The organism is Micromonospora sp. NPDC047548 (assembly GCF_040642975.1).
GTDB lineage: Bacteria > Actinomycetota > Actinomycetes > Mycobacteriales > Micromonosporaceae > Micromonospora.
Genome location: NZ_JBEYTI010000002.1, coordinates 25,267 through 50,349 on the forward strand (window position 1 = coordinate 25,267; position 25,083 = coordinate 50,349).

Genomic DNA, 25,083 nt, shown 5'->3' on the forward strand with positions numbered 1-25,083 from the left:
GTCGGCGCCGCTCAGGCGCCGCTCAGGCGCCGCGCAGAGTCGCCCTGAACCGCTCCGCCGCCAGGGCCACCGCCGCGTCCCGGGCGGCCACCGCCTCCTCGACGGTCAGCGTCCGGTCCGACGCCCGGAAGGTGAGCTTGTACGCCAGCGAGCGGCGTCCCGCGCCCAGCTGCTCCGAGGCGTACACGTCGAAGAGCCGGACGCTCTCCAGCAGCTCGCCGGCGCCCTCGACGAGAGTCCGCTCCACCTCGGCCGCGGGCACCGACTCGTCCAGCACCAGCGCCACGTCGATCAGCGCCGGCGGGAAGAAGGAGACGTTGGGCGCGGGCGCGACCGGCGGGGCCGGCAGCGCGTCCAGGTCCAGCTCCATGGCGCTGGTCCGCCGGGGCAGCTCCAGCGCCGCCACGACGGCCGGGTGCAGCTCGCCGGCGTGGCCGATGATGGCACCGTCGACCAGCAGCGCGGCGCACCGCCCCGGGTGCCAGGGCGCGTACTCGGCGGCCCGCACCTCGATCCGGTCCGCCGGGATGTCGGCGGCGGCGAGCACCACCCGACCGGCCTCGACCGCGTCCGCCCAGCCGGCCGCCCGGCCCGGGCCCCACCAGCCGGCGGGGTCGACGTCGCCGGCAAGGACGACCGCGACGTGCCGCGGTTGGTGGGGCACCACCGCGTCGGCGGCGGCGAACTCGGCGTCGGTGGGACGCCGGTCCACGCCCATCGCCGGCGGGGTGCCCGCGCCCGGACGCGGGTGGAAGACCACCCCGATCTCGTAGAGGGCGAGGTCCCGCTGGCCCCGGCCGAGGTTGCGCTTGAGGATGCCGAGCAGCGGGCCGAGCAGCGTGGTGCGCAGCACCGGCTCCTCCTCCGACAGCGGGTTCGCCAGCCGGACCGCCGCCCGGCGCGGGTCGTCGGCGGGCAGGCCGAGCTGGTTGGCCAGCTCCGGCGCGGTGAACGGGTGGGCCAGCACCTCGACGTGGCCCCGCTCGGCCAGCGAGCGGGCCACCGCACGGCGGCGGCGCTGCTGCCAGGTGAGGCCACGCCCGGCGGGCGCGGTGGGCAGCACCGACGGCACCCGGTCGTACCCGTCGAGGCGGACCACCTCCTCGACCAGGTCGGCAGGGTCGGTGAGGTCGGGCCGCCAGGTCGGCGGGGTCACGGTGAGCACGTCGCCGAGACCAGCGGCGACCCCGACCTCGCCCGGGTCCTCGCCCAGCCGGTCGGCGCCCCGGACGACGGTGCAGCCGACCTGCTCCAGCAGGGCGACGACCCGCTCCGGGAGGTACGCCACCCCGACCCGCCGGGACGGCAGGTCGGCCGGGAGGGTGATCGGCCGCATCGGCCGGACGTGGTCGATGTCCAGGATCTGCTCGCCGGCGGTGCCGCCGCCGTGCTCGGTGAGCAGCCGGACGGCGCGCTCCAGCGCGACCAGCGGCAGGGCCGGGTCGACGCCCCGCTCCCAGCGCTTCGCCGCCTCGCTGAACAGCTTGTGCCGGCGGGCGGTGCGCCCCACCATCACCGGGTCCCAGTGGGCGGCCTCGAAGAGCACGTCGGTGGTGCCGCCGATGACCTCGCTGGTCTCGCCGCCCATCACCGCGGCGAGCGAGATCGGTCCGGTCTCGTCGCAGATGACCATGTCCTCGGCGGTGAGGGTGCGGGCCACCCCGTCCAGGGTGGTCAGTTTCTCCCCCGCCTCGGCGCGGCGGACCACCAGCGGGCCGGTGATCCGGTCGGCGTCGAAGGCGTGCATCGGCTGGCCGAGTTCGAGCATGACGTAGTTGGTGATGTCGACCGGCAGCGAAATGCTGCGGACGCCTGCCACGGTGAGCCGCTGCTGCATCCACCCGGGCGTCTGCGCGGTCGGGTCGATCCCGCGCACCAGTCGGGCGGCGAACCGGTCGCAGCCGACCGGGTCGCGCACCTCGACCGGGTAGGCCGGCTCGGCCGTGCCGCCGGGCGCGGGCGCCAGGCCCAGGTCACGGAACGGCACGCCGAGGGCGTGTGCCAGCTCGCGGGCGAGCCCGCGCACGCTCAACGCGTACCCCCGGTCCGGGGTGATCTCCAGCTCGACCACCACGTCGTCGAGGCCCACGGCGGGGCGCGCGTCGTCGCCCGGCTTGGCCGGGGTGTCGGGCGGCAGCACGATGATGCCGGAGTGGTCGTCGCCGAGGCCCAGCTCCTTCGCCGAGCAGATCATGCCGGCGGAGTTGCGCCCGTAGGTCTTGCGCGCGCCGATGGCGAAGTTTCCGGGTAGCACGCCGCCAGGGAGGATCACCACCACCCGGTCGCCCTGGGCGAAGTTGCGCGCCCCGCAGACGATCTCCTGCGGCGCGCCGGTGCCGTTGGCGGCGCCGACGTCGACCCGGCAGAACCGGACCGGCTTCTTGAAGCCGGTCAGCTCCTCGATCTCCAGCACCTCGCCGACCACCAGCGCACCGGTGACGGTCTCCCGCAGGTCCACCACGGAGTCGACCTCGATGCCGAGGTCGATCAGGGCCTGCTCCAGGTCGCCGGTGGGCAGGTCGGCGGGGAGGTCGACATACTCCCGCAGCCAACTGACAGAAACTCGCATGACTTCAGACCACCGTTCCCGTGACTCGTACCCGCATCGCCCTACGCCCCGACCCCGAACGCGCGGGTGAACCGCACGTCGCCCTCGGCCATGTCCCGCATGTCGCTGACCCCGTGCCGGAACATCACGGTACGGTCGATGCCCATGCCGAACGCGAATCCGGAGTAGACCTCCGGGTCGATGCCGCAGGCGCGCAGCACCCGCGGGTTGACCATGCCGCAGCCGCCCCACTCCACCCAGCGCGGCCCGTCCCGGTGCTCGGGGAACCAGACGTCAAACTCGGCCGACGGCTCGGTGAAGGGGAAGTAGTGCGGGCGCCACCGCGTCTTCGCGCCCTCGCCGAACATCGCCCGGGCGAAGTGGTCCAGGGTGCCGCGCAGGTGCGCCATGGTGATGCCCTTGTCCACCACCAGGCCCTCGACCTGGTGGAAGACCGGCGCGTGGGTGGCGTCCAACTCGTCGGTGCGGTAGACCCGGCCGGGCACGACCACATAGATCGGCGGCTTGCGGGTGAGCATGGTGCGTGCCTGCACCGGCGAGGTGTGGGTACGCAGCACCAGGCCGGACCCCTCGGGTGCGATGTGGAAGGTGTCCATCAGCCCGCGCGCCGGGTGGTCGGCGGGGATGTTCAGCGCGTCGAAGTTGGTCCACTCCAGCTCGACCTCGGGACCCTCGGCCACCTCGTAGCCCATTCCGACGAACAGGTCGCTGATCTGCTCCATCAGGGTGCTCAGCGGATGGCGGGCGCCCCGGGCGTGCCGGTCGTACGGCAGGGTCACGTCGACCCGCTCCTCGACCAGCACCCGGGCGGCCTGCTCCCGCTCCAGGATTTCCTGGCGGGCGGCGTAGGCGATCTCGATCGCCCGGCGGGCCTCGTTGACCCGCTTGCCCGCGTCGGACTTCGCGGCCGGCGGCAGGGCGCCGATCTCCCGGCGCGCGAGGGAGACCGGGGCCCGGTCGCCGAGGTGCGCGGGGCGCAGCGCGGTCAGCGCGTCCGGGTCGGCGGCGGAGGCGAACGCCTTCTCGGCGTCGGCGACGGCCTCGGCCAGTGCGGCCGGGTCGAGCAGGGCGACCTGCTTCGGGTCGTACGGATCGTTGCGGTAGCTCATGGCGTACGGGCACTCCCTCACGGCGGCGCCGACCCTCACGGGCGGCTAGGCGAGTCTACGGACGCGCGGCTGTGCCGCAGCCCGCCGGTGGGAGGTACGCGGGAGGAAGGGTCAGGCCCGCCGCCCGCCGACACCGGCGGGCTGGCTAAACGAACGCCGTGGCGCGTTCACCATGCGGACGACTCCCCTGTGCTCTGTGCGCGCGTGACGAGGTCAGCGCAGTGCTCTGGCTGAAGAGTACAGGCACACGGCGGCGGCCGCAGCCAGGTTGAGGCTCTCGGCGCGGCCGTGCAGCGGCACCCGGACCCGGGCGTCGGCGGCGGCGGTCAACTCCTCGGGCAGGCCGTGCGCCTCGGAGCCGAAGAGCCAGGCGGTGGGCCTGGCGAGCCGGCCGGCGTCGGCGAGGTCGTCGAGGTCGCTGTCGCCGTACCCGGTCGTGGCGAGCACGGAGAGCCCGGCGGCCCGCAGCGCGGCGACCACATCGAGCGGGTCGGGGGCGCGGACCACGTCGACGTGGAAGAGGCTGCCGGCGGAGGCCCGCACGCACTTGCCGTTGTACGGGTCGACCGCGTCGCCGGCGAAGACCACCGCGCCCGCGCCGGCCGCGTCGGCGGTGCGCAGCACGGTGCCGGCGTTGCCCGGGTCGCGGATCTCGGCGAGCACCGCGACCAGGCGCGGGCCCCGGGACAGGGCCGCGTCCAGGGGGACGTCGAGGTGCCGGCAGACGGCGACCAGCCCCTGCGGGGCGACGGTCTCGGCGAGCGCCGCCAGGGCCTCGTCGGTCACCTCGGAGACCGGGACGTCGGCGCGGGCGGCGGTCGCGGCGAGGTCGGCGTACCGGTCGAGGGCGGGCGGCGTACCGAAGAGTTCGGTGACCGTCCCGGCGCGGGCCAGGGCCTCGCGGACGGCCTGCGGTCCCTCGGCCAGGAACCGGCCGGTGGCCTCGCGGTCCCGGCGGCGCTGGAGCCGGCGGGCGGCGACGACCCTGGGGGTACGCGGGGTGAACGGGCCGGAGACAGCGTCGAGGCGCCTCCCGCGCGATGGTGACTGCATGGGAGACGCCTCGATCTGCTGCGGGTGGATCAGGCGGCCTGGGCCGCGGCGCCACCGGTGCCCTCGGCCGCCACGGCGGCGCGGGCCAGCTCGACGATCGCGGCGAACGCCGCGGCGTCGTTGACGGCCAGGTCGGCCAGGATCTTGCGGTCGACCTCGATGCCGGCCAGGCGCAGGCCCTGGATCAGCCGGTTGTAGGTCATGCCGTTGGCCCGGGCGCCAGCGTTGATCCGCTGGATCCAGAGCTGCCGGAAGTCGCCCTTGCGGTCACGACGGTCCCGGTAGGCGTACTGCATCGAGTGCAGCACCTGCTCCTTGGCCTTGCGGTACAGCCGGGAGCGCTGACCGCGGTAGCCGCTCGCGGTCTCCAGCAGGGTACGACGCTTCTTCTGGGCGTTAACAGCCCGCTTGACGCGTGCCATCTCAACTCCTTCTTCGGTTCAGTTGGCGCGCGTCAGCGGCCGAGCAGCTTCTTGATTCGCTTGACGTCGGCCTTGGCCAGCTCGACCGTGCCGGTCAGCCGCCGGGTCTGGGTGGAGGGCTTCTTCTCCAGGTTGTGGCGGAGGCCGGCCTGCTGGGCAACGATCTTGCCCTTGCCGGTGACCTTGACCCGCTTGCCCATACCCGTGTGGCTCTTCATCTTCGGCATTGGAACGTCTTCTCCCCTGTTACTCGCCGGTGGTCTCGGCGACTGCGCCGGTCTCGCCGGCTGCTGCGGTCTCGCCGGTCGCCGCGGTCTCACCGGCTGCCGGAGCGGCGGACTCCTCCGCGGCCCGTTCCCGGGGCCCGCCGCGGGACGCCGTGGCGGCGACCGCGGAGGCCTTCACGGCCCGGTGCGGAGCGAGAACCATGATCATGTTTCGGCCGTCCTGCTTCGGAGCGGCCTCGACGTATCCCAGGTCCGTGATCTCGGACTCGAGCCGGCGCAGGAGCCGGTAACCCAGCTCCGGGCGGCTCTGCTCGCGACCGCGGAACATGATCGTCACCTTGACCTTGTCGCCCGCCTTGAGGAACCGCACCACGTGACCCTTCTTGGTCTCGTAGTCGTGCGGGTCGATCTTCGGCCGGAGCTTCATCTCCTTGATGACGGTCTGCTGCTGGTTACGCCGCGCTTCGCGCGCCTTCAGTGCGCTCTCGTACTTGAACTTGCCGAAGTCCATGAGCTTGCACACCGGCGGGCGCGCCATCGGCGCAACCTCGACCAGGTCCAGGTCGACGTCCGCGGCCAGCTGCAGGGCGCGCTCCAGCGGGACGATGCCCACCTGCTCACCCTCAGGGCCGACCAGTCGGACCTCACGTGCCCGGATCTGTTCGTTCACGCGTGGTTCGACGCTGATGGGGCCTCCTCGAGTCGAGTCTCCTGCGTGTCCGACCCCGCGGGCCCCCGGGTGGGGGCCGCCCGGAAAGCAGAAGGCCCCGGCGCATGCCAGGGCCCGCTCGACCGGTCGGCACGATCACATGATCGCGCATCCGGGACCGGGGTGTACCCGGAACCGGTGACCGGACCCGGCCACCGTCAGGGGCGACTCGGGTGGGAGCAGGCGCTCCGCTTCGGGACCGCCCGCACGCCGAAGCGGGGGCAGTCTGGTCGACTCGGCAACACTACACCCTCGCCCCAGGCATCCCCAAACCGGGCTCGCAGGTCAGCGCGGGTGTGACGGACGCTCAGCGACTGGTCGGGCCGGCGGAGAGCGCGGCCAGATGGGCCTGGTGCAGCCGGCGCAACGCGCGGACGCCCTCCACCGCGATCTCCTTGTCGGCGGCCTGGAGGGCGACCATCGGAAGCAGGTCGTCGTCGTGCAGCTCCAGGCTGGCCCAGGGGGCGCCCCGGTCGAAGCGCACCCCGCGGACGACCTCCCAGGGCAGCTCGTACGAGCCGATCACGTTGCGCACCCGCACGCCCCGGGCGTCCGCCTCGACCCGGGGACGAGTGAAGAGCAGGAGGGCCAGCGCGCCGAAGACGCCCAGGCCGACCATGGCGAGCTGGTCGCCGCGCTGGAAGGTGCCGTACCCGTTGCCGGTGGAACCGGAGAGCGAGGTCGCCACCAGACTGAAGACCACCAGGAGGGTGGCCGCCGAGGCCCAGCAGACGACCCGGACCCGGCGGGGCTTCAGGCGGACCAGCTGACTGTCACTCACGCCACCAGTCTGCCACCCGCCCCCGCCCGGCGTTACGCCGCCACACGGGCCCGGTCGACGGCCGGCATCCACGCCCGGTCGACGGCGTGGCGGTGTCAGCCGGCCAGCGGACCCGGCCGGTCGGCAGGCGCGGAGCCCCGCCGCTCCCGTCCCGCCGGGTGGGGTGCGGGATCGTCCGGGGCGGACCGGGCCCTCGGGGCCGATCGGGTGACGGCGGACGCCGGCGGCGCCGGGACGGTCCGGGCGGGCGGACGCGCCTGCCGGCCGGCGACCACCGCCGCGACCAGGGTGAGCACCGCGCCGGCGAGGACCGGCCAGCGCAGCCCCGGCCCCCCGGGCAGCAGCAGGTCCAGCAGCAGTCCCCCGCCGAGCTGCCCGGCGACCAACGCCAGACCGGTCCGCAGCACCCCCAGCGCCCGCACGCCGACCAGCAGGCTGGCCACGATGCCCACACCGAGCAGTCCGCCGGTGTACAGGTACCAGGCGTGCGGCCAGGCGGGACGGACCACGGTGAACGCGCCGGCGAGCGCCGCGACGGCGAGCACGGCTGGCGTGCTGACGGCGAAGTTGACCGCGGTGCTGGCCGCGGCGGTGCCGGCCACGGCCACCCGGCCGTTCAGCGCGGACTGCGCGGCGACCGCCAGCCCGCCCACCACGGCGAGCAGGACCAGGCCGACGGCCAGCTCGCCCAGGGGCTGACCCAGCTGGGCGAGCCCCACCGCCGCCGTACCGAGCAGGGCCCCGGCCACCCGGGGCGGGGAGAGCGCGAGCCGGCCCACCGGGGCGAGCCCGGCCCGGTCCACCGCCAGGCCGCCGAGACTGCCCCCGGCGACCTGGGCGATGGTGAAGACGGCCACCCCGAGCACCGGCACGACATACGTGCCGATCACGATGATCGCCGCCCCGCCGAGCCCACCCAGGTAGCACCACCAGGGCAACCGGGACCGGCGCAGCGCGGCGAGCCCGGCCCGCATCGAGGGCAGCACCAGCAGGCCGACCAGGACCAGCAGCGTGCCACCGGCATTGTTGACCACCGCCCCGAGCACCGGGTTGCCCACCCGCTCGCCCAGCTCGGCATTCGCCACCCCCTGCGCGGCCGACGCCAATCCGCCGAGCATGACCAGCGGCAGCGCGGCCGTCGGCGGTAGTGGCCTCACAGCCGGCAGGCGTGGATGTTGGTGACCAGGATGGCGCGGGCGCCCAGCTCGTACAGCTCGTCCATGATCCGGTGCACGTCGTCGCGGAGCACCATCGCCTGCACGGCGACCCAGCCCTCCCGGTGCAGCGGCGACACGGTCGGCGACTCGATGCCCGGGGTCAGCGAGCTGGCCCGGTCCAGCAGGCCGGCCGGCACGTCGTAGGCGAGCATGACGTAACGGCGGGCCACCAGCACCCCGTGCAGGCGGCGCAGCAGCTGCTCGGCCTGCGGGTGGGTCGAGGCCCCGGTGCGGCGGACCAGCACCGCCGACGACCGCAGCAACGGGTCGCCGAAGACGACCAGGCCGGCCTGGCGCAGCGTGGCGCCGGTCTCCACCACGTCGGCGACGACGTCGGCGACACCGAGCCGGATGGCGTTCTCCACCGCCCCGTCCAGCCGGATCACGTCGGCCTTGACCCCGAGGTCGCCGAGGTACCGCTCGACCAGCCCCGGGTACGCGGTGGCGATCCGGTGCCCGCCCAGCTCCTGCACCGAGTGGACGTCCTCGGGGCGGGCGGCGAAGCGGAAGGTGGCCCGACCGAAGGCCAGGTCCACCACCTCCTCGGCCGGCGCGCCGGAGTCGATCAGCAGATCGCGGCCGGTGATCCCGACGTCGAGGTCACCCGAGCCGACGTAGGTGGCGATGTCCTTCGGACGCAGGTAGAGGAACTCGATGTCGTTGGGCTCGTCCCGGCAGACCAGGTCCTTCGGGTCGGCGCGCTGGCGGTAGCCCGCCTCACGCAGCATCTGGGCGGCCTTCTCGGCCAGGGCGCCCTTGTTCGGTACGGCGACACGCAGCATGACGAGTGCTCCTTCGATCGAATCAGATCAACGACGGGGCGCACTCACAGATGTCGGTAGACGTCCTTGAGCTCGAGACCGCTGGCGAGCATCAGCACCTGGACCTGGTAGAGCAGCTGGGAGATCTCCTCGGCGGTACGCTCCGGGCCCTCGTGCTCGGCGGCCATCCACGACTCGGCCGCCTCCTCGACGACCTTCTTGCCGACGAAGTGCACCCCCTTCTCCAGGGCGGCGACCGTGCCCGAGCCCGGAGTGCCGGCGGCGGCCTTGGCCTGCAGCTCGGCGAACAACTCCTCGAACGTCTTCACGCCGCGATTGTTCCAGCCCCGGATCCTCGCGGGGCGTGCCGGGTCCCGCCGTCCCGTCACAGCGCCCAGGTGGCACCGTCCACCGAGCCGGGACGCCGCGCCACCACCGGCCGCCCGGCGGGCCGCCCACAGCTCCGGTACGCCATCCGCAGGCCCGGCAGTGCCACGAAGTCGATCGGCGGTGGGCCTGTACGGCCCGCTGACCGCCACCGAGGTCGCGGAGCACGTCGGCGAGAGCCCGGCGAACTGCTCCTGGCACCTGCGTCAGCTCGCGAAGTACGGGTTCGTCGCCGAGGCCGGCGGCGGCACCGGCCGACGGCGCCCCTGGCGGCTGGTCACCGACGGGCACCGCTGGGGCAACGGCGAGGAGACCCCGGAGCTGGCCCGCGCCGGCGACGCGGCCGCCCAGATCCTGCTCGACCTGGAATACCAGGCGCTCTGGGACTGGATGAACGTCCGCCGCCAGGAGACGCCGGCCTGGCGGGACGCCGCCTTCTTCAACCAGTTCATCGGCTGGTACACGGCCGAGGAGCTCGGCGAGCTCCAGGAGGAGCTGCGCGCCATCCTCGCCCGCCACCTCGACCGGCTCGACGACCCGGCCGCCCGCCGGCTCTGGCTCGTGTGCGCGGTGGCCGCCGCCTACGGCCTGTCATACATCGCGCTCGGGGCGACGGTCACCGCGCTGGTGCAGGAGCTGGTGCCGGCGGCGCTGCTGCCGGACGCCAACGGGGCGTTGCAGACGGTCAAGCAGGGGCTGCGGCTGGCCGGGCCGCTGCTCGGCGCCGGGCTCTACGTCGTCCTCGGCGGGCCCCGGCTCTCCGCCGCCTGCGCGCTCGGGTTCGTGGCCGCGGCGGGCGCCGGGCTGCTGCTGCGGGTGGCCCCCGCGCCCACCGACGGCCTGCCCGGCCCCGCACCCACCGCCGCGCCGGGCGTCGACGCCCCGGAGCCGGCCGGCCGGGGTGGGCTCGGCGCGGGTGTCCGGCATCTGGTCGGCGAGCCCGCGCTGCGCCGGGTGCTGGTCGCCGCCACGGTCGCCACCGTCGCGATCGGCTTCGGCGAGACGCTCTGGTTCGCGTACGTTGACGCCGGGCTCGGCCGCCCGACCGCCTTCCTCGGCGTGCTGGTCTCCGTGCAGGGCGTCGGCGGGCTGCTCGGCGGGGTGGCCTCGGCGGCGCTGGTCCGGCGGCTCGGGGAACTCGGCACGGTGGGAGTCGGGGTGACCGCGATCGCCGCCGGCACCCTCGCGCTGGTCCGACCGGCGCTGGCGCTGGCGCTGCTGGCCAGCGTGCTGATCGGGCTGGGGCTGCCGGTCGCCTTGGTGGGCACCATGACGCTGGTGCAGCGACGTACCCCGGCGCACCTGGTCGGCCGGGTGTCGGCCGCGCTGGACGCGCTGATCAGCGGCCCGCAGGCGGTGGCCATCGGCGCGGGCGCGCTGCTGGTCGGCCTGGTCGACTACCGGGTGCTCTACGGGGTGACGGCTGCGGTGCTGGCCGGCGCCGCCGGCTACCTCGTCACCGGCCGCCACCTCACCGCGCCCGAACCGGACCCGGCCGCCCACCCGGACGCCTCCGCCGACCCGCTCGGCCCGCAGCCGGCCGCGCCCGAGCCGGCCGCGCCCGAGCCGGTCGCGCCCGAGCCGGTCGCGGCCGGCGAACCGGCGGCGGCCGGGCCCGCCGCGCCGCTCGTCACCGGGGCGACCGCCCCCTAGATCCACTTCAGAACGCCGAGGTGGCGGTGTCCCGATGCCACGGACACCGCCACCTCGGCGGAACGGAGTCGATCAATCCCGGGGACCGGGACCGAGTCGATCAATCCCCGGGGACCGGGACCGAGTCGATCAAGCCGGGACCGGGCCGGCGCGGCGCACGGACCGGGCCGCCGGCCGCCGTCGGGCGATCAGCCGCCGAAGCCGACCCGGTGGCCGTTCGCCGCGGCCACGTCCCGGATGGCCAGCGCGGCGTCGAGGGCGGCGACGGTCGCCGCCCAGCCCTTGTCCTCGGCCGAGCCGGGCAGCCCGGCCCGGTCCCGGGCCTGCTCGATGGTCTCCACGGTGAGCACCCCGTGCGCCACCGGCTTCCCTTCGTCCAGGGCCACCCGGGTCAGCCCGTCGGTCACCGACCGGCAGACGTAGTCGAAGTGCGCGGTCGCGCCCCGCACCACCACGCCGAGGGCGACCACCACGTCGCAGCGGCGGGCCAGGGCCTGGGCCACCACCGGCAGCTCCACGGAGCCGGCCACCCGGGCGACGACCGACCGGGCGCCGCACGCCTCGGCCGCCGCCACCGCCCGGTCGAGCATGTGATCGGTGAGGTCGCCGTGCCAGCGCGCGGCCACCACGCCGACGGTCAGCCCCGCCGCGTCCACGGTGGTCACCCCGGGCTCGCCGAATCCCGCCATGTCTACGCTCCGATCTCGTCGCCGGGGACCGGGCGGCCCATCGGGGCCTCGGTCACCTCGTCCAGCTCGTCCAGCAGGTGCCCCATCCGGTCCCGCTTGGTCCGCAGGTACCGCACGTTCTCCGGGTGCGGCCGGATCGGCAGCCCCTCACGGCCGGTGATGGTCAGGCCGTACCCCTCCAGCCCGGCCCGCTTGGCCGGGTTGTTGGTCAGCAGCCGCATGGACCGCACGCCGAGGTCGTAGAGGATCTGCGCGCCGGTGCCGTAGTCGCGGGCGTCGGCGGGCAGCCCCAGGTCGAGGTTGGCGTCCACGGTGTCCCGGCCCAGGTCCTGCAGCTGGTACGCCTGGAGCTTGTGCAGCAGCCCGATGCCGCGCCCCTCGTGCCCGCGCACGTAGAGCACCACCCCCCGCCCCTCCCGGGCGACCCGGGCCAGGGCCGCCTGCAACTGTGGGCCGCAGTCGCAGCGCAGCGAGCCGAAGACGTCTCCGGTCAGGCACTCCGAGTGCACCCGCACCAGCACGTCCTGCCCGTCGCCGATTTCCCCGTAGACCATGGCGACGTGCTCGGCCGGATCGTGCTCGGCGCGGTAGCCCAGCGCCCGGAACACCCCGTACGGGGTGGGCATCCGGGCGTCGGCCACCTGCTCCACCTGCTTCTCGTGCCGCCGCCGGTACGCCACCAGGTCGGCGATGGTGATCAGGGTGAGCGCGTGCTCGGCGCAGAACTTCTCCAGGTCGGGCACCCGCATCATGGTGCCGTCGTCGTTGACCAGCTCGCAGAGCACGCCGGCGGGGCGCAGCCCGGCCAGCCGGGTCAGGTCGACGCCCGCCTCGGTGTGCCCGGGGCGGCGCAGCACCCCGCCCTCGCGGGCCCGCAGCGGCACCACGTGCCCGGGGCGGGACAGGTCGGTCGGGTCGGTGCCCGGGTCGGCGAGCAGCCGGATGGTGTGCGAGCGGTCGGCGGCCGAGATGCCGGTGCTGACGCCCTCCCGAGCGTCCACCGTCACCGTGTACGCGGTGCCGCGCCGGTCCTGGTTGGTGTGGTGCATCGGCGGCAGGTCCAGCCGGTCGCACTCCGACTCGGTCAGCGGCACGCAGATGTAGCCGGAGGTCCAGCGGACCATGAACGCCACCAGCTCCGGCGTGGCCAGTTCGGCGGCGAAAATCAGATCGCCCTCGTTCTCCCGGTTCTCGTCGTCGACCACGACGACGGGCCGGCCGGCGGCGATGTCGGCCACCGCCTGCTCGATGCTGGCGAAGGCGCTCATGCCGGCACCACCGGACTGAACCTGATGATTCGCTCGCTCATGCCACGGCCTCCGAGTAGGTGGACGGGATCGGCTGGACAGCCGACCGGGCGGCCCGCGAGGTACGCCACCAGGCGGCGAGACCCCAGGCGCAGAAAGCGCCGTAGGCCAGGTACATGGCCGCCGACGGGTAGAAGCCGCCGCGCAGCAGCAGCGGCACCCCCACCAGGTCGACGGCGATCCAGATCAGCCAGAAGTCGACCCAGCCGCGGGCCATGCCGTACGTGGCGAGCAGGCTGCCGGTCAGGATCCAGGCGTCCGGCAGCGGGCCCCAGGAGCCGAGCGCGGCGAGCACCGGGTACGCGGCGGCGGTGCCGACGGCGGCGGCCAGCAGCAGGCCGAGCCGCTCCCGGCCGGTGGCCCAGCGTGGGCTGACCGCCGGCTGCTCGTCGCCCTGGCGGCGGTTGCGCGACCAGCGCCACCAGCCGTAGACGCTCACCGCGAAGAAGAAGACCTGCCGGCCGGCCTGGCCGTAGAGGTCGTGCGCCTGCGGGGTGGCGAACACGCCACCGAGGAAGACGGTGAGCAGCAGCGCGTTGCCGATCATGCCGACCGGCCAGGCCCAGACCACCCGGCGCAGCCCGAGCAGCGCGGAGGCCAGGCCGAAGACGTTGCCGACGACCTCCCGGACCAGCACCGGCGAGCCGGCGACCTGGAGCTGGGCGTCGAGCAGCCAGCCGAGTGGACCCATCAGTGCTCACCTGCTCCGGCGCGCGCGCCGAGCAGGCGCTCGACGTACTTGGCCAGCACGTCGACCTCCAGGTTGACCGGCTCGCCGACGCCCTTGGCGCCGAGCGTGGTCAGCTTGAGCGTGGTGGGGATCAGCCCGACGGCGAACCAGTCGCCGCCGACCGCGGCGACGGTCAGCGAGACGCCGTCGATGGTGATCGAGCCCTTCTCCACCACGTACCGGGCCAGGTCGGCGGGGAGCCGGAAGCGGACCGTCTCCCACTGCTCGGCGGGTTCCCGGGCGAGGATCTCGCCCACCCCGTCGACGTGGCCCTGCACTATGTGCCCGCCGAGCCGGCTGTTCAGCAGGGCGGCCCGCTCCAGGTTGACCGGGTCGCCCACGCGCAGCGCGCCGAGCGCGGAGCGGCGCAGCGTCTCCCCCATCACGTCCGCGGTGAAGACGCCGTCTGAGACGTCCACCACGGTCAGACAGACGCCGTTGACCGCGATGGAGTCGCCGTGCCGGGCGTCGGAGGTGACCAGCGGGCCGCGGACGGCGACCAGCGCGGAGTCACCCCCGGTGTCGGTGACGCGGACGACCTCGCCCAGCTCCTCGACGATGCCGGTGAACATGTCAGGCCTCCCTCTTCCGGGGCAGCGCGGTGATCCGCAGGTCGGGACCGACCTGCGCAACGTCGGTGATCTCCAGGTCGATGGCGTCGGCGATGGTGGTCACGCCGGCGTCGAGCAGCGCGGTCGGGCCGGCGCCGAGCAGCTTCGGCGCGACGTACCCGACGACCTTGTCGACCAGGCCGGCGGCGAGGAACGCGCCGGCCAGCCGGGGGCCGCCCTCCAGCAGCGCGGCCCGCACGCCGCGGTGGTGCAGCTCCGCCAGCAGCGCCGGCAGGTCGACCCGGCCGTCCGGGCCGGCGCCGACCTCCGCCGCGGTGGCGATCCACGTCCGGGCGGCGCCGTCGCGGACCCGGGCCCCTTGCGGGGTACGCCCGGAACTGTCCACCACCACGCGCAGCGGCTGCCGGATGGCCAGGGTGCCGTCGCGCAGGTTCCGGGCGGTCAGCCGGGGGTCGTCGGCGAGCACGGTGCCCACCCCGGCGAGCACCGCGTCGACCGTGCCGCGTAGCGCGTGCACGTCGATCCGGGCCGCCTCGGAGGTGATCCACATGCTGGTGCCGTCGGCCGCCGCCGACCGGCCGTCGAGCGTCGCGGCGTACTTCCAGATCAGGTACGGCCAGCCACGGCGCATCGAGGTCAGCCAGGCGACGTTGCCGGCCTCGGCCTCGTCGGCGCGTACCCCGACCTCGACCTGGATGCCGGCGGCCCGCAGGGTGGCGGCGCCACCGGAGGCCACCGGGTTGGGGTCGGGCACGGCGATCACCACCTGGGCGACGCCGGCCCGGACCAGCGCCAGGCTGCAGGGACCGGTGCGGCCGGTGTGGTCGCAGGGTTCGAGGGTCACCACCGCGGTCCCGCCCCGGGCGCGCTCACCGGCCTGGGCGAGCGCGACGATCTCGGCGTGCGGTCCGCCCGCGTACGCGTGGAAGCCCTCCCCGACGACCGCGCCGTCCGGATCGAGCAGCACGCAGCCGACGACCGGGTTGGGGCTGGTGGTGCCGAGGCCACGGGCCGCGAGGGTGACGGCGCGACGCATCGCCTCGTCGACGGAGACGCCGGCCATGCCTCTGCCCTCTCACTCGCCGGTCCGCGCGCGGGCGGTACGGGAGGAGCCGCGGGCAGGCGGCGGCGGATCCGGGAACGGCATGGCCGCCCCCGGGGAGCCCACGCGATGGCTGGAGTGCAGCCCACGCAGGCCCGCCCCGTCCCGCGCGCTGTCTCCCATCCGGACTGTCTGGGTGCGGGAGGATCCCCGCTCCCAACCGTCGGCCCCGGATTCTCACCAGGTCCACCGGGCGGCCTGAGCCGTCCGGGTCGCGGGCTTACCACGGTCGGACCGTGGATCACCGCCGGTTCGGAATTTCACCGAGCCCCGCCAGCGCGTGGTGGGTACAGGGGAAGTCTTACACGTTCCGCCGGGGCGTACGCCACCCCTCGCGTGCTACCTCACACCCCGTCGGCGCGTCGCCGGTCCACCGCCACGTACGAACCGGGCTGGCTCTTGGCGACCGTTTTCATATCCGAGGCGACCGCGATCGCGGCGAACGGGTCGGTGAAGCGCTTCCTGGCGTCGGAGAGCGAGACCCCGATGGAGAGGGTGACCAGGTGCGCCTTGCGGATGGTGCCCCGGCGGTCCTTCAGCTCGACGTAGCCGCGCTCGGCGTCGGCCGGGTCGTAGAGCTTGTCGGCGGCCTTCTCGAAGTCCTCCACCGCGCGGAAGGTCAACGGCCGGACCTGTTCCGGGGTGCAGACGATGACGAAGTCGTCCCCGCCGACGTGACCGAGGAAGGCCGGCGGCAGCCCGATCGAGACCACCGCCCGGTGCAGGCTGCGGGCCAGCGCGGAGATGAACTCGTCGCCGCGGACGAAGCCGTACCGGTCGTTGACGCTCTTGAACCGGTCGATGTCGACGTAGCCGACGGCGTAGTCGACGCCGCTGCGCACCCGGTCGCTGATCTCCCGGCGGATCCGGCTGTTGCCCGGCAGCCCGGTCAGCGGGGAGACCTCCCGGAACTCCTTGTTGCGGCGCAGGGTCGAGCTGACCCGGGCCACCAGCTCGGCGGTGTCGAAGGGCTTGACCAGGTAGTCGTCGGCGCCGGCGCTGAGGCCGTGCACCTTGTCCACGGTCATCCCCTTGGCGGTCAGCATGATCACCGGCAGGGCCGAGGTCATCGGGTCGGCGCGCAGCCGGCGGGTCAGCTCCAGGCCGTCGATCCGGGGCATCATCAGGTCGACCACGGCCAGGTCGGGCCGGTGCCGCTCGACCATCTCGAGCGCCTCCTGACCGTCGCCGGCGTGGAGCACCTCGAAGCCGTGCAACCGCAGGTTGAACTCGACGAAGCGGGCGATGTCCTCGTCGTCGTCGACGACCAGGATGACGTCGGGTCGGTCGCCGGCCGGGTCCACGTCAGGCTCCGGGGACCGCGCGCTCCGCGAGCCCCCGCAGGTGGCGGACCGCCTCGGCCGGGTCGGCCGCCCCGTAGACGGCGGTGCCGGCGACGAACGCGTCCGCGCCGGCCGCCGCGGCCTGCTCGATGGTGTCGGCGGCGATCCCGCCGTCGACCTCGATGCGCAGCTCCAGGTGGCCGGTGTCGACGTGCCGGCGGGCGGCGCGGACCTTGTCCAGCAGCTGCGGGATGAACCGCTGCCCGCCGAAGCCGGCCTTGATCGTCATGATCAGCAGGGTGTCGAAGCTGGGCAGCAGCTCAAGGTACGGCTCGATCGGGGTGTCGCGGTCGATGGCCAGCCCGGCCTTCGCGCCCGCCGAGCGGAGGTCCTTGGCCAGCGCCACCGGATCGTCGCAGGCCTCGGCGTGGAAGGTGACGTTGTAGGCGCCGGCGTCGGCGTAGCCCGGGGCCCAGCGCCGCGGATCGGTGATCATGAGGTGCACGTCGAACGGGATCTGGGTCACGGCGCGCAGGCTCTGCACCACGGGCAGGCCGATGGTCAGGTTGGGCACGAAGTGGTTGTCCATCACGTCGACGTGCAGCCAGTCCGCGGCGTTCTCCACGGCACGGACCTCGTCGGCGAGGTGGGCGAAATCGGCGGCGAGGATGCTGGGCGCGACGATCGGCGGCGGTACGGTCACCGGGTCAGTGTACGAATGCGCCCATCCGCCGCGGGCATCGCGGCCCACCGGGAACGCCCTGTGACCCAGGAGTGACCGCTGGTGCAGGACTGGCCCCCCACGCAACGCGAAACCGGACGGACGGCCATCCACGACTGGCCGACTGACGGAAACGCGGCAACACTCCATCAGAGATGGTCACACGTGCTGCACGCCCCGCGGAACGAGGGCGATCGGGGCATCCGCTGTTTCCTGTGGAGCGACGACCCCCAAGCTGACCGGCTCGATGCGCGGCGCCGGCCCGAAGGGACTCCCCGCCAGCTGATTCGGGTGCCGTATGCTGCCGCACCGTGGCGCCCCGGGCGTCGCGGTCACGGTCGGCGGGAGGTCGGGTGCGATGCGGCGGTGGTGGACGGCGGTCGCGGTCGGCGGCCTGGCACTCCTGGCGCTGGCCGGGTGCGACGCCCCCGCCGGGGTGGACGCGGACATCGCCGACGACTGGCCGGCCCTGGCCGCCCCGCTGGGCTTCGTCCCCGCCGCCGGCGTCTGCCACGTCGCGGTGCAGGACGTCGGCTACCTCGGCGGTTACCACCCGGTCGACTGCGCGCAGTCGCACCGGGCCGAGACGATGCACGTGGGTACCCTCACCGGCACCCACGCCGGACGCTCCACTCCCCCGGCCGGCGGTGCCGGGGCGCTGCTCGCCGCCCACGCCGAGTGTGACCGGGAAATCCGGCGGGCGGTGGGCGCCGACTGGCGCTCCGGCCGGCTCGGCCTCGCCGTCGTCTTCCCCTCGCCGGCGGCCTGGACGGGCGGGGCGCGCTGGTTCCGCTGCGACCTGACGGAGGTCGAGAGCGTCGACGAGTCCCGGGCCACCCCCCGCACCGGCAGCCTGAAGGGCGCGCTGAGCCGGGACACCGACCTGCGGCTGCGCTGCTTCAACCCGAAGGTGAAGGGCGGCGACGTCGAGGCGATGACACCGGTCTCCTGCACCGCCCGGCACCACGCCGAGTTCGTCGGCGTCTGGCAGGCCAACGACCTCAGCTACGCCCAGCTCAACCGCAGCGCCGAGCGGGTCCACAAGGGATGCATGGGCCTGCTGGCGAAGTACACCGGGGTGCCGAACGACGGCAACCTGCGATTCCGCGCCGGCTCGATCTTCTACCACCCGCTGGCGCGGGAGTGGCGCGACGGCAACCGCGGGGTGCAGTGCTTCCTGTGGCTCAGCGACCGCGACCTGACCCGCTCGCTCAAGGGCGTCGGCACCAGGGGCCTGCCCGTCCGCTGAGCCGGCCCCACCGTTCGCGCGGCCTCGCTCAGCCGCGGCGCAGCACCGCCAGGAACATCGCGTCCGTGCCGTGCCGGTGCGGCCAGAGCTGCACCGTCGGGCCGTCGCCCAGCCCGGGCATGCCGGCCGGCAGCAGCGTACGGGCGTCGACGAAGTCCGCCGGCACCCCGGCGCGCCGGGCCGCCTCGGTCACCGTCACGTGCGTCTCCACCACGTGCGGAGAGCAGGTGACGTAGGCGACCAGGCCGCCGGGACGGGCCGCGCGCAGCGCCGCGGTGAGCAGTTCGCGCTGCAACCGGGTCAGCGGCGGGAGGTCCGAGGGCTGGCGCCGCCACCGGGACTCCGGCCGGCGGCGCAGCGAGCCCAGGCCGGTGCAGGGGGCGTCCACCAGCACCCGGTCGAAGTGCCCCTCCGGCAGCTTCGGGTCCGCGCCGACCGTGCGGCCGTCGGTGTGCAGCACGTTCACCGGCAGGCCCCGGGTGGCCTGCTCGACCAGCCGGGCCCGGTGCTCGGAGACCTCCACGGCGGTCAGCCGGGCGCCGCGCTGCGCGGCGAGCGCGCCGAGCAGGCCCGACTTGCCGCCGGGACCGGCGCACAGGTCCAGCCAGCGCCCGTCCGGGCCGTCCAGCGGCGCCACGGCCAGCGCGTTCGCCACCAGTTGCGAGCCCTCGTCCTGCACGTGCGCCCGCCCGGCGGCCAGCGCCGGCAGGTCACCCGGCGCGCCGCCGGCGAGGTACACCGCGTACGGGGAGAAGGCGCCAGGGGCGCCGCCCACCTCGTCGGCCAGCTCGACCGGGTCGGCCAGGCCGGGCCGGGCGCACAGGTGCACCGGGGGCCGCTCGTTGTCCTCGATCAGCAGCCGGGCGGTCTCCCCCAGGTCGCCGCCGAGCGCCTCGGCGAAGGCCCGCACGATCCACTGCGGGTGGCTGTACGCCAGCGCCAGGTGGCCGACCGGGTCGGTCTCCATCGGCGGCGCGAGCTTCGCCACCCACTCGTCGGCGTCCCGGCCGGCGATCTCCCGCAGCACGGCGTTGGCGAAGCCGGTGGCACCCGGCGCCACCGAGCGGACCAGGTCGACGGTCGAGGAGACCGCCGCGTGCGCCGGCACCCGGGTGTGCAGCAGCTGGTACGCCCCGAGCCGCAGGGCGTCGCGGGCCGGCGGGTCGATCCGCTCGACGTCCCGCCCGGCGGCGTCGGTGATGATCGCGTCCAGGGTGCCGGTGTGGCGCAGCGTGCCGTAGGTCAGCTCGGTGGCGAAGGCCGCGTCCCGGCCGACCAGTCCCTCCTCGCGCAGGATCGACGGGAGCACCAGGTTTGCGTACGCGTCGTCCCGGTGCACCGCCGCGACGGCCTGGTAGGCGGCGTACCGGGGCAGGTCCACGGCCGGGCCCGCAGGCCGACCGCCGCGGCCACCGCGCCGGTCGGCGCCGGCGCGGGCGGTCCACTGGCCGCCGCGGTCCGGCCGGTCGGCGGCCCGGCCGCCGGAACGGTCGGCGCGCGGGGCGTTGGACCGGTCGGCGCGCGGGGCGTCGGTGCGTCGGGGGCGGCTGTCGGCGCGGTCCGAAGGGCCGGTCATGCGAGCTCCTCCCCGGCGCCGACCCGGACGCCGCGCGCCCAGTCGGTCGCCGGCATGGCCTTCTTGCCCGCCGCGCGCACCTCACCGAGCTGCACCGGCGCGGTCGCGGTGCCGGCCAGCACCCGGGACTTCTCCACCAGCAGCTCTCCCGGCTTCAACTCGGGGCCGTCGCCGACCGGGGTCACCGGGCCGAGCTTGACCCGGTCACCGCGGAAGGTCGTCCACGGCCCGGGGGCCGGCGTGCAGGCCCGGATCCGCCGGTCGACGGCGAAAGCGGGATCGATCCAGCGCACCCGGGCGTCCTCCATGGTCAGCTTCGGGGCCAGGGAGACCCCGTCGGCGGGCTGCGGCTCGGCCCGGGCCGTCCCGGCCTCGATCGCGTCGAGGACAGCCACCAGCAGGCCCGCGCCGGAGTGCGCGAGGCGCTCCAGCAGGTCGCCGGAGGTGTCGGTCGGCCGGATCTCATCGGTGAGGGTGCCGTAGACCGGGCCGGTGTCCAGCCCCTGTTCGAGCTGGAAGACGCTCGCGCCGGTCAGCTCGTCGCCGTGCAGCACGGCGTGCTGCACGGGGGCCGCCCCGCGCCAGGCGGGCAGCAGCGAGAAGTGCAGGTTGACCCAGCCGTGCCGGGGGATCTCCAGGGCGACCGGCGGCACCAGCGCGCCGTACGCGACCACGGGCACGCAGTCCGGCGCCAGCTCGCGCAGCCGGTCGAGGAACTCGGGCTCGCGGGGCTTCGCCGGGGTCAGCACCTCGATCCCGTGCTCGTCGGCCCAGGCGCCGACCGGGGAGCGGACCAGCCCGCGACCGCGACCGGCCGGGGCGTCGGGGCGGGTGACCACGGCCAGCAGCTCGTGCCCGGAGGCGGCGACGGCGGCCAGGGCGGGAACGGCGACGGCCGGCGTGCCGGCGAAGATCAGACGCACCGGGTCACCGCCCCAGGCCGAAGGGGCTGCCGGAGACGTGCGGATTGAGCTTGACCGTGGGCGGCGTGGCCGGGTCGTACCACTCCGCCTGGCGGATGGCCTTCATGGCCTCCTTGCGCCCGTCCGGGTCCAGCCGGTCGACGAAGAGCACCCCGTCGAGGTGGTCGGTCTCGTGCTGCACGCAGCGCGCCATCAGCCCGGTGCCGACGATCTGCATCGGGTCGCCGTAGCCGTTGAAGCCCTTGGCGATGACGTTCTGGCGGCGCCGGGTGTCGAAGTAGAGCCCGGGGATGGACAGGCAGCCCTCCGGGCCGTCCTGTTCCTCGGAGTCGGGGAACTCCAGCACCGGGTTGACCAGGTGCCCGAGCACGTCGTCCACGTCGAAGGTGAACACCCGCAGGCCCACCCCGAGCTGGGGCGCGGCCAGGCCGGCACCGCTCTGCTCACGCATCGTGTCGGTGAGGTCGGCGATGAGCCTACGCAGCTCGGCGTCGAAGTCGACGACCGGATCGGCCGGCGTGCGCAGCACCGGGTCACCGAACAGACGGATGGGCTGGACGGTCACGCGGTGTGGCTCCTTCGGCTGAACGGACGGCTGCCGTACCAGTCTACGGACTGCCGGGGGCGGCCCCGGCCGGCGTACCGTGATGCGGCGCAGCGGACTCCGTGTCGCTGATCACCGGCAGGGTCTCTTGACGTTCTCTCCGCCCTAGAGCGCCGGTGGGCGGGTCAGGCGCTGGCGCCGGGCTCCCCCGCCAGCACCGCGTCGCCGCCGAGCAGGGCATGCTCGGGCAGCGGCAGCCGGATGCCGTGGGCGGCCTCCCAGTCGTAGACGATGCTCGGCCGGACCTGGGCGGCGAAGAAGTCGACCGCGCTCATCCCGCCGACCACCGGCTCGTCCGCCTCGGCGACCAACTGCGCCGGGACCAGGTTGAACCCGTTCTGCAGGGCGGCGCTGAGCCGGCGGTGCCCGTCGACGACGAAGAAGTACTCGCCGGTGTAGCCGATCCGCAGCGGCTCCAGGGCCTCGTCGCCGGCCCCGGCCACGTCCCCGACGAACTCCGAGTCCCAGAGCCCGCGCAGGGTGGTGATGTCCTCGGTCGGATAGACCCGGGCCGGGTCGAGCAGCAGCAGCGGCGGGGCGTCGCGCAGCACCTCGACGCCGAGCCGGCCCTCGTACGCGTCGACGATGTGCTCGATCACCTCGGCCGCCGAGGCCCGGGTGGTGTCGCAGACCATGTCGTAGTTGCGCAGCCGGGCCTTGTCCACGCCGTAGCGGACGATGAACCGGTTCCGCTCGCTCTCGCTGCGTTCGAGCAGCCTGGCCTTGGCCTCCTCCAGCGAGGTGTAGCTCTCGGCCGGGCCGGAGGGGCGCAGCAGCACCCGGCGGGCCGCCTCGCCCGGCTCGGTGATCATGTGCACCTTGAGCGCGTCGGTGAAGAAGTGCCAGGCCAGCCGGGAGTCCATCACCAGCGACTCGCCGGAGGCGGCGATGTCGCGCTGGAGCTGGTCGACGTAGCCGTCGACGGCCTGGTCCAGCTCGGCGTGCAGGTTGAGCTGGAGGGCGGTCATCTGCCGCTCCTGCGCCATCTGGCGGTAGAGGTCGCCGACGCTGACCCGGCGCAGCCCGAGCCGCTTGGCGATCTCGACGGAGACGGTGCTCTTGCCGCTGCCGAGGTCCCCGTTGAAGACGATCGATTGACGAACGGTCACGACTGGCCCACCCCTGATCACCGGCTGATTGACATCATCGATATGGCGTCGAATCGACGCGTTCCCGTCATCGTCGCGCCATCCGTGCGCCCGGGCATGACGGGCGATGTTATCACTTCTCCGCCAGCGGTTTGCCGGACGCGGTGTACGACCGTACCCGCGCCGGGCCGGCCGCCGGCCCGCGCCGGTGCCGCGGATCACCGCTGGTCAGCGGTCAGAAGAGGCTGAGCGGATCGACCTGGAGGCGCACCGGGTCGGCGGCCTTGCGGGCGCTGCGCACGCCGGCGGCCGTGTGCAGCGCCTCGGCGAGAGCGACGGCCCGGGCGCGCGGCACCCGCACGAGCATCCGCTCCCGCTCGTCGTCGGCCGGGACCGGGCCGAGCACCTCCGCGCCGTCGGGCAACCGGGCCTCGGCGAGCAGGTCGGCCACCGCCGCCGCCGGACCGGTGACGCTGGCCATCTTCATCGCCGGCGGGAAGCCCAGCTCCCGCCGCTCGGCCAGCTCCCGGGCGGCGAACCAGGCCGGATCCCAGCGCAGCAGCGCCTGCACCGGCGCCAGCGCGCCGTCGGCGACCACCACCACCCGCCCGCCGGCCGACGCCGGCCGGGCCAGCGCGGCGGCGGTCAGCCAGCGGCGCAGCGTCTCCTCGCCGGCGCGCAGGTCGGCCCGGGTGAGCAGGGCCCAGGAGTCCAGCAGCAGCACCGCGCCGTACCCGCCCTCGGCCACCGGCTCCGCGCCGGGGGTGGCGATCACCAGGCCGGCACCACCGGGGACGATGGTCAGCACGTCCTCCCGCCCGGAGGTGCGTACCGGCACGCCGGGGAAGGCTCGGCCCAGCTCCTCGGCGGTGCGCCGGGCGCCGGTGACCGCCGCGCGCAGCCGCCGCCCGCCGCACTCGGGGCAGGCGTACGCGGCGGCGACCCGGCCACACCAGCGGCAGGCGGGCGCCCCGTCGGCGGAGGGCAGCGCCAGAGGTCCGGCGCAGTGCGGGCAGCGGGCCGGGGTGCGGCAGTCCGCGCAGGAGATCGAGGGCAGGTAGCCCCGGCGCGGCACCTGCACCAGCACCGGGGCGTCCGCGCGCAGGGTGTCCCGGGCGGTGGTCCAGGCCAGGCTGGGCAGCCGGGCGGTGGCCGCGCCGGGGTCGCGGGCCAGCTGCGGGTCGTCGCCGGTCGGCGCGATGGCCGGGGTACGCGCCCGCAGGGTCACCCGGTCGGCGACCACCTCGCGCGCCCAGCCGGTCTCCACCAGCAGCTGCGCCTCCGCGGTCCGGGTGTACCCGCCGACCAGCGCGGCGGCCCCGGCGAGCTGGGCTCGGGTGAGCAGCACGTCCCGGGCGTGCGGGTACGGGGCGCGGGGCTCGGCGTGCAGGTCGTCGCCGTCGTCCCAGACCGCGACCAGACCGAGCCGGTCGACCGGGGCGAACATCGCCGCCCGGGTGCCGATCACCACGGGCGCCCCGCCCCGCCGGGCGGTGAGGAAGGCCCGGTAGCGGCGGGCCGGGCCGAGCGCGGCGGAGAGGCACACGTGCCGGCCCGGGCCCATCGTGTCGGTCAGCGCGGCGTCCAGCCGGTCCAGGTCCCCGGCGTCGGCGACCACGATGACGGCGCCCCGGCCGCCGGCGACGGTGGCGGCGACGGCGTCGGCGTACCGGGCGGCCCAGTCCTCGCCGGCCAGCGCCGACCAGACGGCGCGGGGGGCGCGGCCGTCGGCAAGCGCCCGCAGGTACGCCGGGCCGGCCGGGTAGTCCCGCCAGCCCCGCGGGTCGACGGTCGGCCGGGGCGCCGCACGTCGGGGCGCGGCCCCGGTCGGCCCGGGCGCGTCAGCAGCCGCGCCGGCGGACGGTGCCGGGGCGACGTCCACCGTCGGCGGCGCGGGGGTGCCGGCGGACGAGGCGGCGGCGGTGACCGCATCCGGTGTCGTGGCGGTGTCGGCGGGGGTGTCGGCCGCGGGCTCTGCGCACAGGTCCTTCTCGACCCGGGCGTGGCGGGGCGGGACGGCGAGCCGGAGCACGTCGGCCAGGCTGCCGGCGTACCGGTCGGCGACGGCCCGGGCCAGCCGGGCGATCTCCGGTGCCAGCACCGGTTCCGGGGAGACCACCTTCTCCAGGTACGCCAGCCGGCCGGTGTGCCCGGAGTCGTCGGCCCGCTCCAGCAGCCAGCCGTCGACCAGCTGCCCGGCGAAGCGCACCTTCACCCGCACTCCGGGCACGGCGTCGGCGGCCAGCTCGGCGGGGACCAGGTAGTCGAAGGGGCGGTCGAGGTGCGGCAGCGGCACATCGACGCAGACACGAGCGACCGGCGACCGCTGCGCGGGTCGCCGGTCGCTGCGC

The 25,083-nt window shown here is 75.0% G+C and carries 24 protein-coding genes; 2 read left to right on the forward strand and 22 right to left on the reverse strand.

Annotation, left to right across the window (positions count from 1 at the left end):
• Nucleotides 1-22: 22 nt before the first annotated feature.
• The 10 genes from pheT to ABZ807_RS01980 all read right to left on the reverse strand — a co-directional run bounded on the left by pheT (nt 23) and on the right by ABZ807_RS01980 (nt 9,177).
• A complete protein-coding gene (gene pheT / locus ABZ807_RS01935) occupies nt 23-2,569 on the reverse strand; it encodes a phenylalanine--tRNA ligase subunit beta (RefSeq protein ID WP_357151550.1) in 2,547 nt (848 codons plus the stop codon).
• Nucleotides 2,570-2,610: 41 nt separating this feature from the next.
• A complete protein-coding gene (pheS, locus tag ABZ807_RS01940) occupies nt 2,611-3,678 on the reverse strand; it encodes a phenylalanine--tRNA ligase subunit alpha (protein ID WP_357151552.1) in 1,068 nt (355 codons plus the stop codon).
• A gap of 213 nt (nt 3,679-3,891) precedes the next feature.
• A complete protein-coding gene (locus ABZ807_RS01945) occupies nt 3,892-4,731 on the reverse strand; it encodes an RNA methyltransferase (RefSeq protein WP_357151554.1) in 840 nt (279 codons plus the stop codon).
• 29 nt (nt 4,732-4,760) lie between these two features.
• Nucleotides 4,761-5,153: a 50S ribosomal protein L20 gene (rplT, locus tag ABZ807_RS01950; RefSeq protein WP_030335718.1), complete on the reverse strand. Its 393-nt coding sequence runs from the start codon at nt 5,151-5,153 to the stop codon at nt 4,761-4,763.
• 32 nt (nt 5,154-5,185) lie between these two features.
• Nucleotides 5,186-5,380 carry a 50S ribosomal protein L35 gene (gene rpmI / locus ABZ807_RS01955; protein WP_026267805.1) on the reverse strand — a complete coding sequence of 65 codons (195 nt, stop codon included), beginning with the start codon at nt 5,378-5,380 and terminating at the stop codon, nt 5,186-5,188.
• Nucleotides 5,381-5,399: 19 nt separating this feature from the next.
• On the reverse strand, nt 5,400-6,050 hold the full coding sequence (infC, locus tag ABZ807_RS01960; protein WP_357151556.1) for a translation initiation factor IF-3: 651 nt from the start codon (nt 6,048-6,050) through the stop codon (nt 5,400-5,402).
• 346 nt (nt 6,051-6,396) lie between these two features.
• Nucleotides 6,397-6,870, reverse strand: a complete 474-nt coding sequence (locus ABZ807_RS01965; RefSeq protein WP_357151558.1) for a PH domain-containing protein — start codon at nt 6,868-6,870, stop codon at nt 6,397-6,399.
• Between the two features lie 95 nt (nt 6,871-6,965).
• The gene (locus ABZ807_RS01970; RefSeq protein ID WP_357151560.1) at nt 6,966-8,027 is read right to left on the reverse strand and encodes a DMT family transporter; all 1,062 of its coding nucleotides are present in this window, start codon (nt 8,025-8,027) and stop codon (nt 6,966-6,968) included.
• Complete coding sequence (gene hisG, locus ABZ807_RS01975) at nt 8,024-8,869, reverse strand: ATP phosphoribosyltransferase (protein WP_357151562.1); 846 nt, start codon at nt 8,867-8,869, stop codon at nt 8,024-8,026. The genes ABZ807_RS01970 and hisG overlap by 4 nt, the downstream gene beginning before the upstream one ends.
• 44 nt (nt 8,870-8,913) lie before the next feature.
• Nucleotides 8,914-9,177, reverse strand: coding sequence for a phosphoribosyl-ATP diphosphatase (locus tag ABZ807_RS01980; protein ID WP_088973679.1), 264 nt, complete (start codon nt 9,175-9,177; stop codon nt 8,914-8,916).
• Between the two features lie 181 nt (nt 9,178-9,358).
• Here ABZ807_RS01980 and ABZ807_RS01985 point away from each other — a divergent pair, with 181 nt between their 5' ends.
• Entirely contained in the window at nt 9,359-10,888 is a 1,530-nt protein-coding gene (locus ABZ807_RS01985) for an MFS transporter (protein ID WP_357151564.1), read from the forward strand.
• Between the two features lie 188 nt (nt 10,889-11,076).
• Here ABZ807_RS01985 and ribH read toward each other — a convergent pair whose 3' ends face one another.
• The 7 genes from ribH to rpe form a co-directional block, all read right to left on the reverse strand.
• Complete coding sequence (gene ribH / locus ABZ807_RS01990; protein ID WP_357151566.1) at nt 11,077-11,577, reverse strand: 6,7-dimethyl-8-ribityllumazine synthase; 501 nt, start codon at nt 11,575-11,577, stop codon at nt 11,077-11,079.
• 2 nt (nt 11,578-11,579) lie between these two features.
• The gene (locus ABZ807_RS01995) at nt 11,580-12,845 is read right to left on the reverse strand and encodes a bifunctional 3,4-dihydroxy-2-butanone-4-phosphate synthase/GTP cyclohydrolase II (protein WP_357151568.1); all 1,266 of its coding nucleotides are present in this window, start codon (nt 12,843-12,845) and stop codon (nt 11,580-11,582) included.
• 37 nt (nt 12,846-12,882) lie between these two features.
• Complete coding sequence (gene pnuC / locus ABZ807_RS02000; protein WP_357151570.1) at nt 12,883-13,575, reverse strand: nicotinamide riboside transporter PnuC; 693 nt, start codon at nt 13,573-13,575, stop codon at nt 12,883-12,885.
• Entirely contained in the window at nt 13,575-14,186 is a 612-nt protein-coding gene (locus ABZ807_RS02005) for a riboflavin synthase (RefSeq protein ID WP_357151572.1), read from the reverse strand. Before ABZ807_RS02005 ends, pnuC begins: the two co-directional genes overlap by 1 nt.
• Nucleotide 14,187: 1 nt before the next feature.
• Nucleotides 14,188-15,249, reverse strand: a complete 1,062-nt coding sequence (gene ribD / locus ABZ807_RS02010; protein WP_357151573.1) for a bifunctional diaminohydroxyphosphoribosylaminopyrimidine deaminase/5-amino-6-(5-phosphoribosylamino)uracil reductase RibD — start codon at nt 15,247-15,249, stop codon at nt 14,188-14,190.
• Nucleotides 15,250-15,632: 383 nt separating this feature from the next.
• A complete protein-coding gene (locus tag ABZ807_RS02015) occupies nt 15,633-16,592 on the reverse strand; it encodes a response regulator (protein ID WP_357151575.1) in 960 nt (319 codons plus the stop codon).
• Between the two features lies 1 nt (nt 16,593).
• Entirely contained in the window at nt 16,594-17,274 is a 681-nt protein-coding gene (rpe, locus tag ABZ807_RS02020) for a ribulose-phosphate 3-epimerase (RefSeq protein WP_357151577.1), read from the reverse strand.
• A 376-nt stretch (nt 17,275-17,650) separates the two neighbouring features.
• Here rpe and ABZ807_RS02025 point away from each other — a divergent pair, with 376 nt between their 5' ends.
• On the forward strand, nt 17,651-18,541 hold the full coding sequence (locus ABZ807_RS02025; RefSeq protein ID WP_357152201.1) for a septum formation family protein: 891 nt from the start codon (nt 17,651-17,653) through the stop codon (nt 18,539-18,541).
• Between the two features lie 28 nt (nt 18,542-18,569).
• On the opposite strand, the gene ABZ807_RS02030 is transcribed toward ABZ807_RS02025, so the two are convergent.
• From ABZ807_RS02030 to ABZ807_RS02050, 5 genes are all read right to left on the reverse strand, one after another.
• Nucleotides 18,570-20,117, reverse strand: a complete 1,548-nt coding sequence (locus tag ABZ807_RS02030) for a transcription antitermination factor NusB (RefSeq protein WP_357151579.1) — start codon at nt 20,115-20,117, stop codon at nt 18,570-18,572.
• Entirely contained in the window at nt 20,114-21,040 is a 927-nt protein-coding gene (fmt, locus tag ABZ807_RS02035; protein WP_357151581.1) for a methionyl-tRNA formyltransferase, read from the reverse strand. Before fmt ends, ABZ807_RS02030 begins: the two co-directional genes overlap by 4 nt.
• 4 nt (nt 21,041-21,044) lie before the next feature.
• Nucleotides 21,045-21,605 (reverse strand): peptide deformylase, encoded by a 561-nt coding sequence (gene def / locus ABZ807_RS02040; RefSeq protein ID WP_357151583.1) that lies wholly within the window; start codon nt 21,603-21,605, stop codon nt 21,045-21,047.
• Nucleotides 21,606-21,769: 164 nt separating this feature from the next.
• A complete protein-coding gene (locus ABZ807_RS02045) occupies nt 21,770-22,753 on the reverse strand; it encodes an AAA family ATPase (RefSeq protein ID WP_357151585.1) in 984 nt (327 codons plus the stop codon).
• A 214-nt stretch (nt 22,754-22,967) separates the two neighbouring features.
• Nucleotides 22,968-25,028, reverse strand: a complete 2,061-nt coding sequence (locus ABZ807_RS02050; protein WP_357151587.1) for a primosomal protein N' — start codon at nt 25,026-25,028, stop codon at nt 22,968-22,970.
• Between the last annotated feature and the right edge of the window lie 55 nt (nt 25,029-25,083).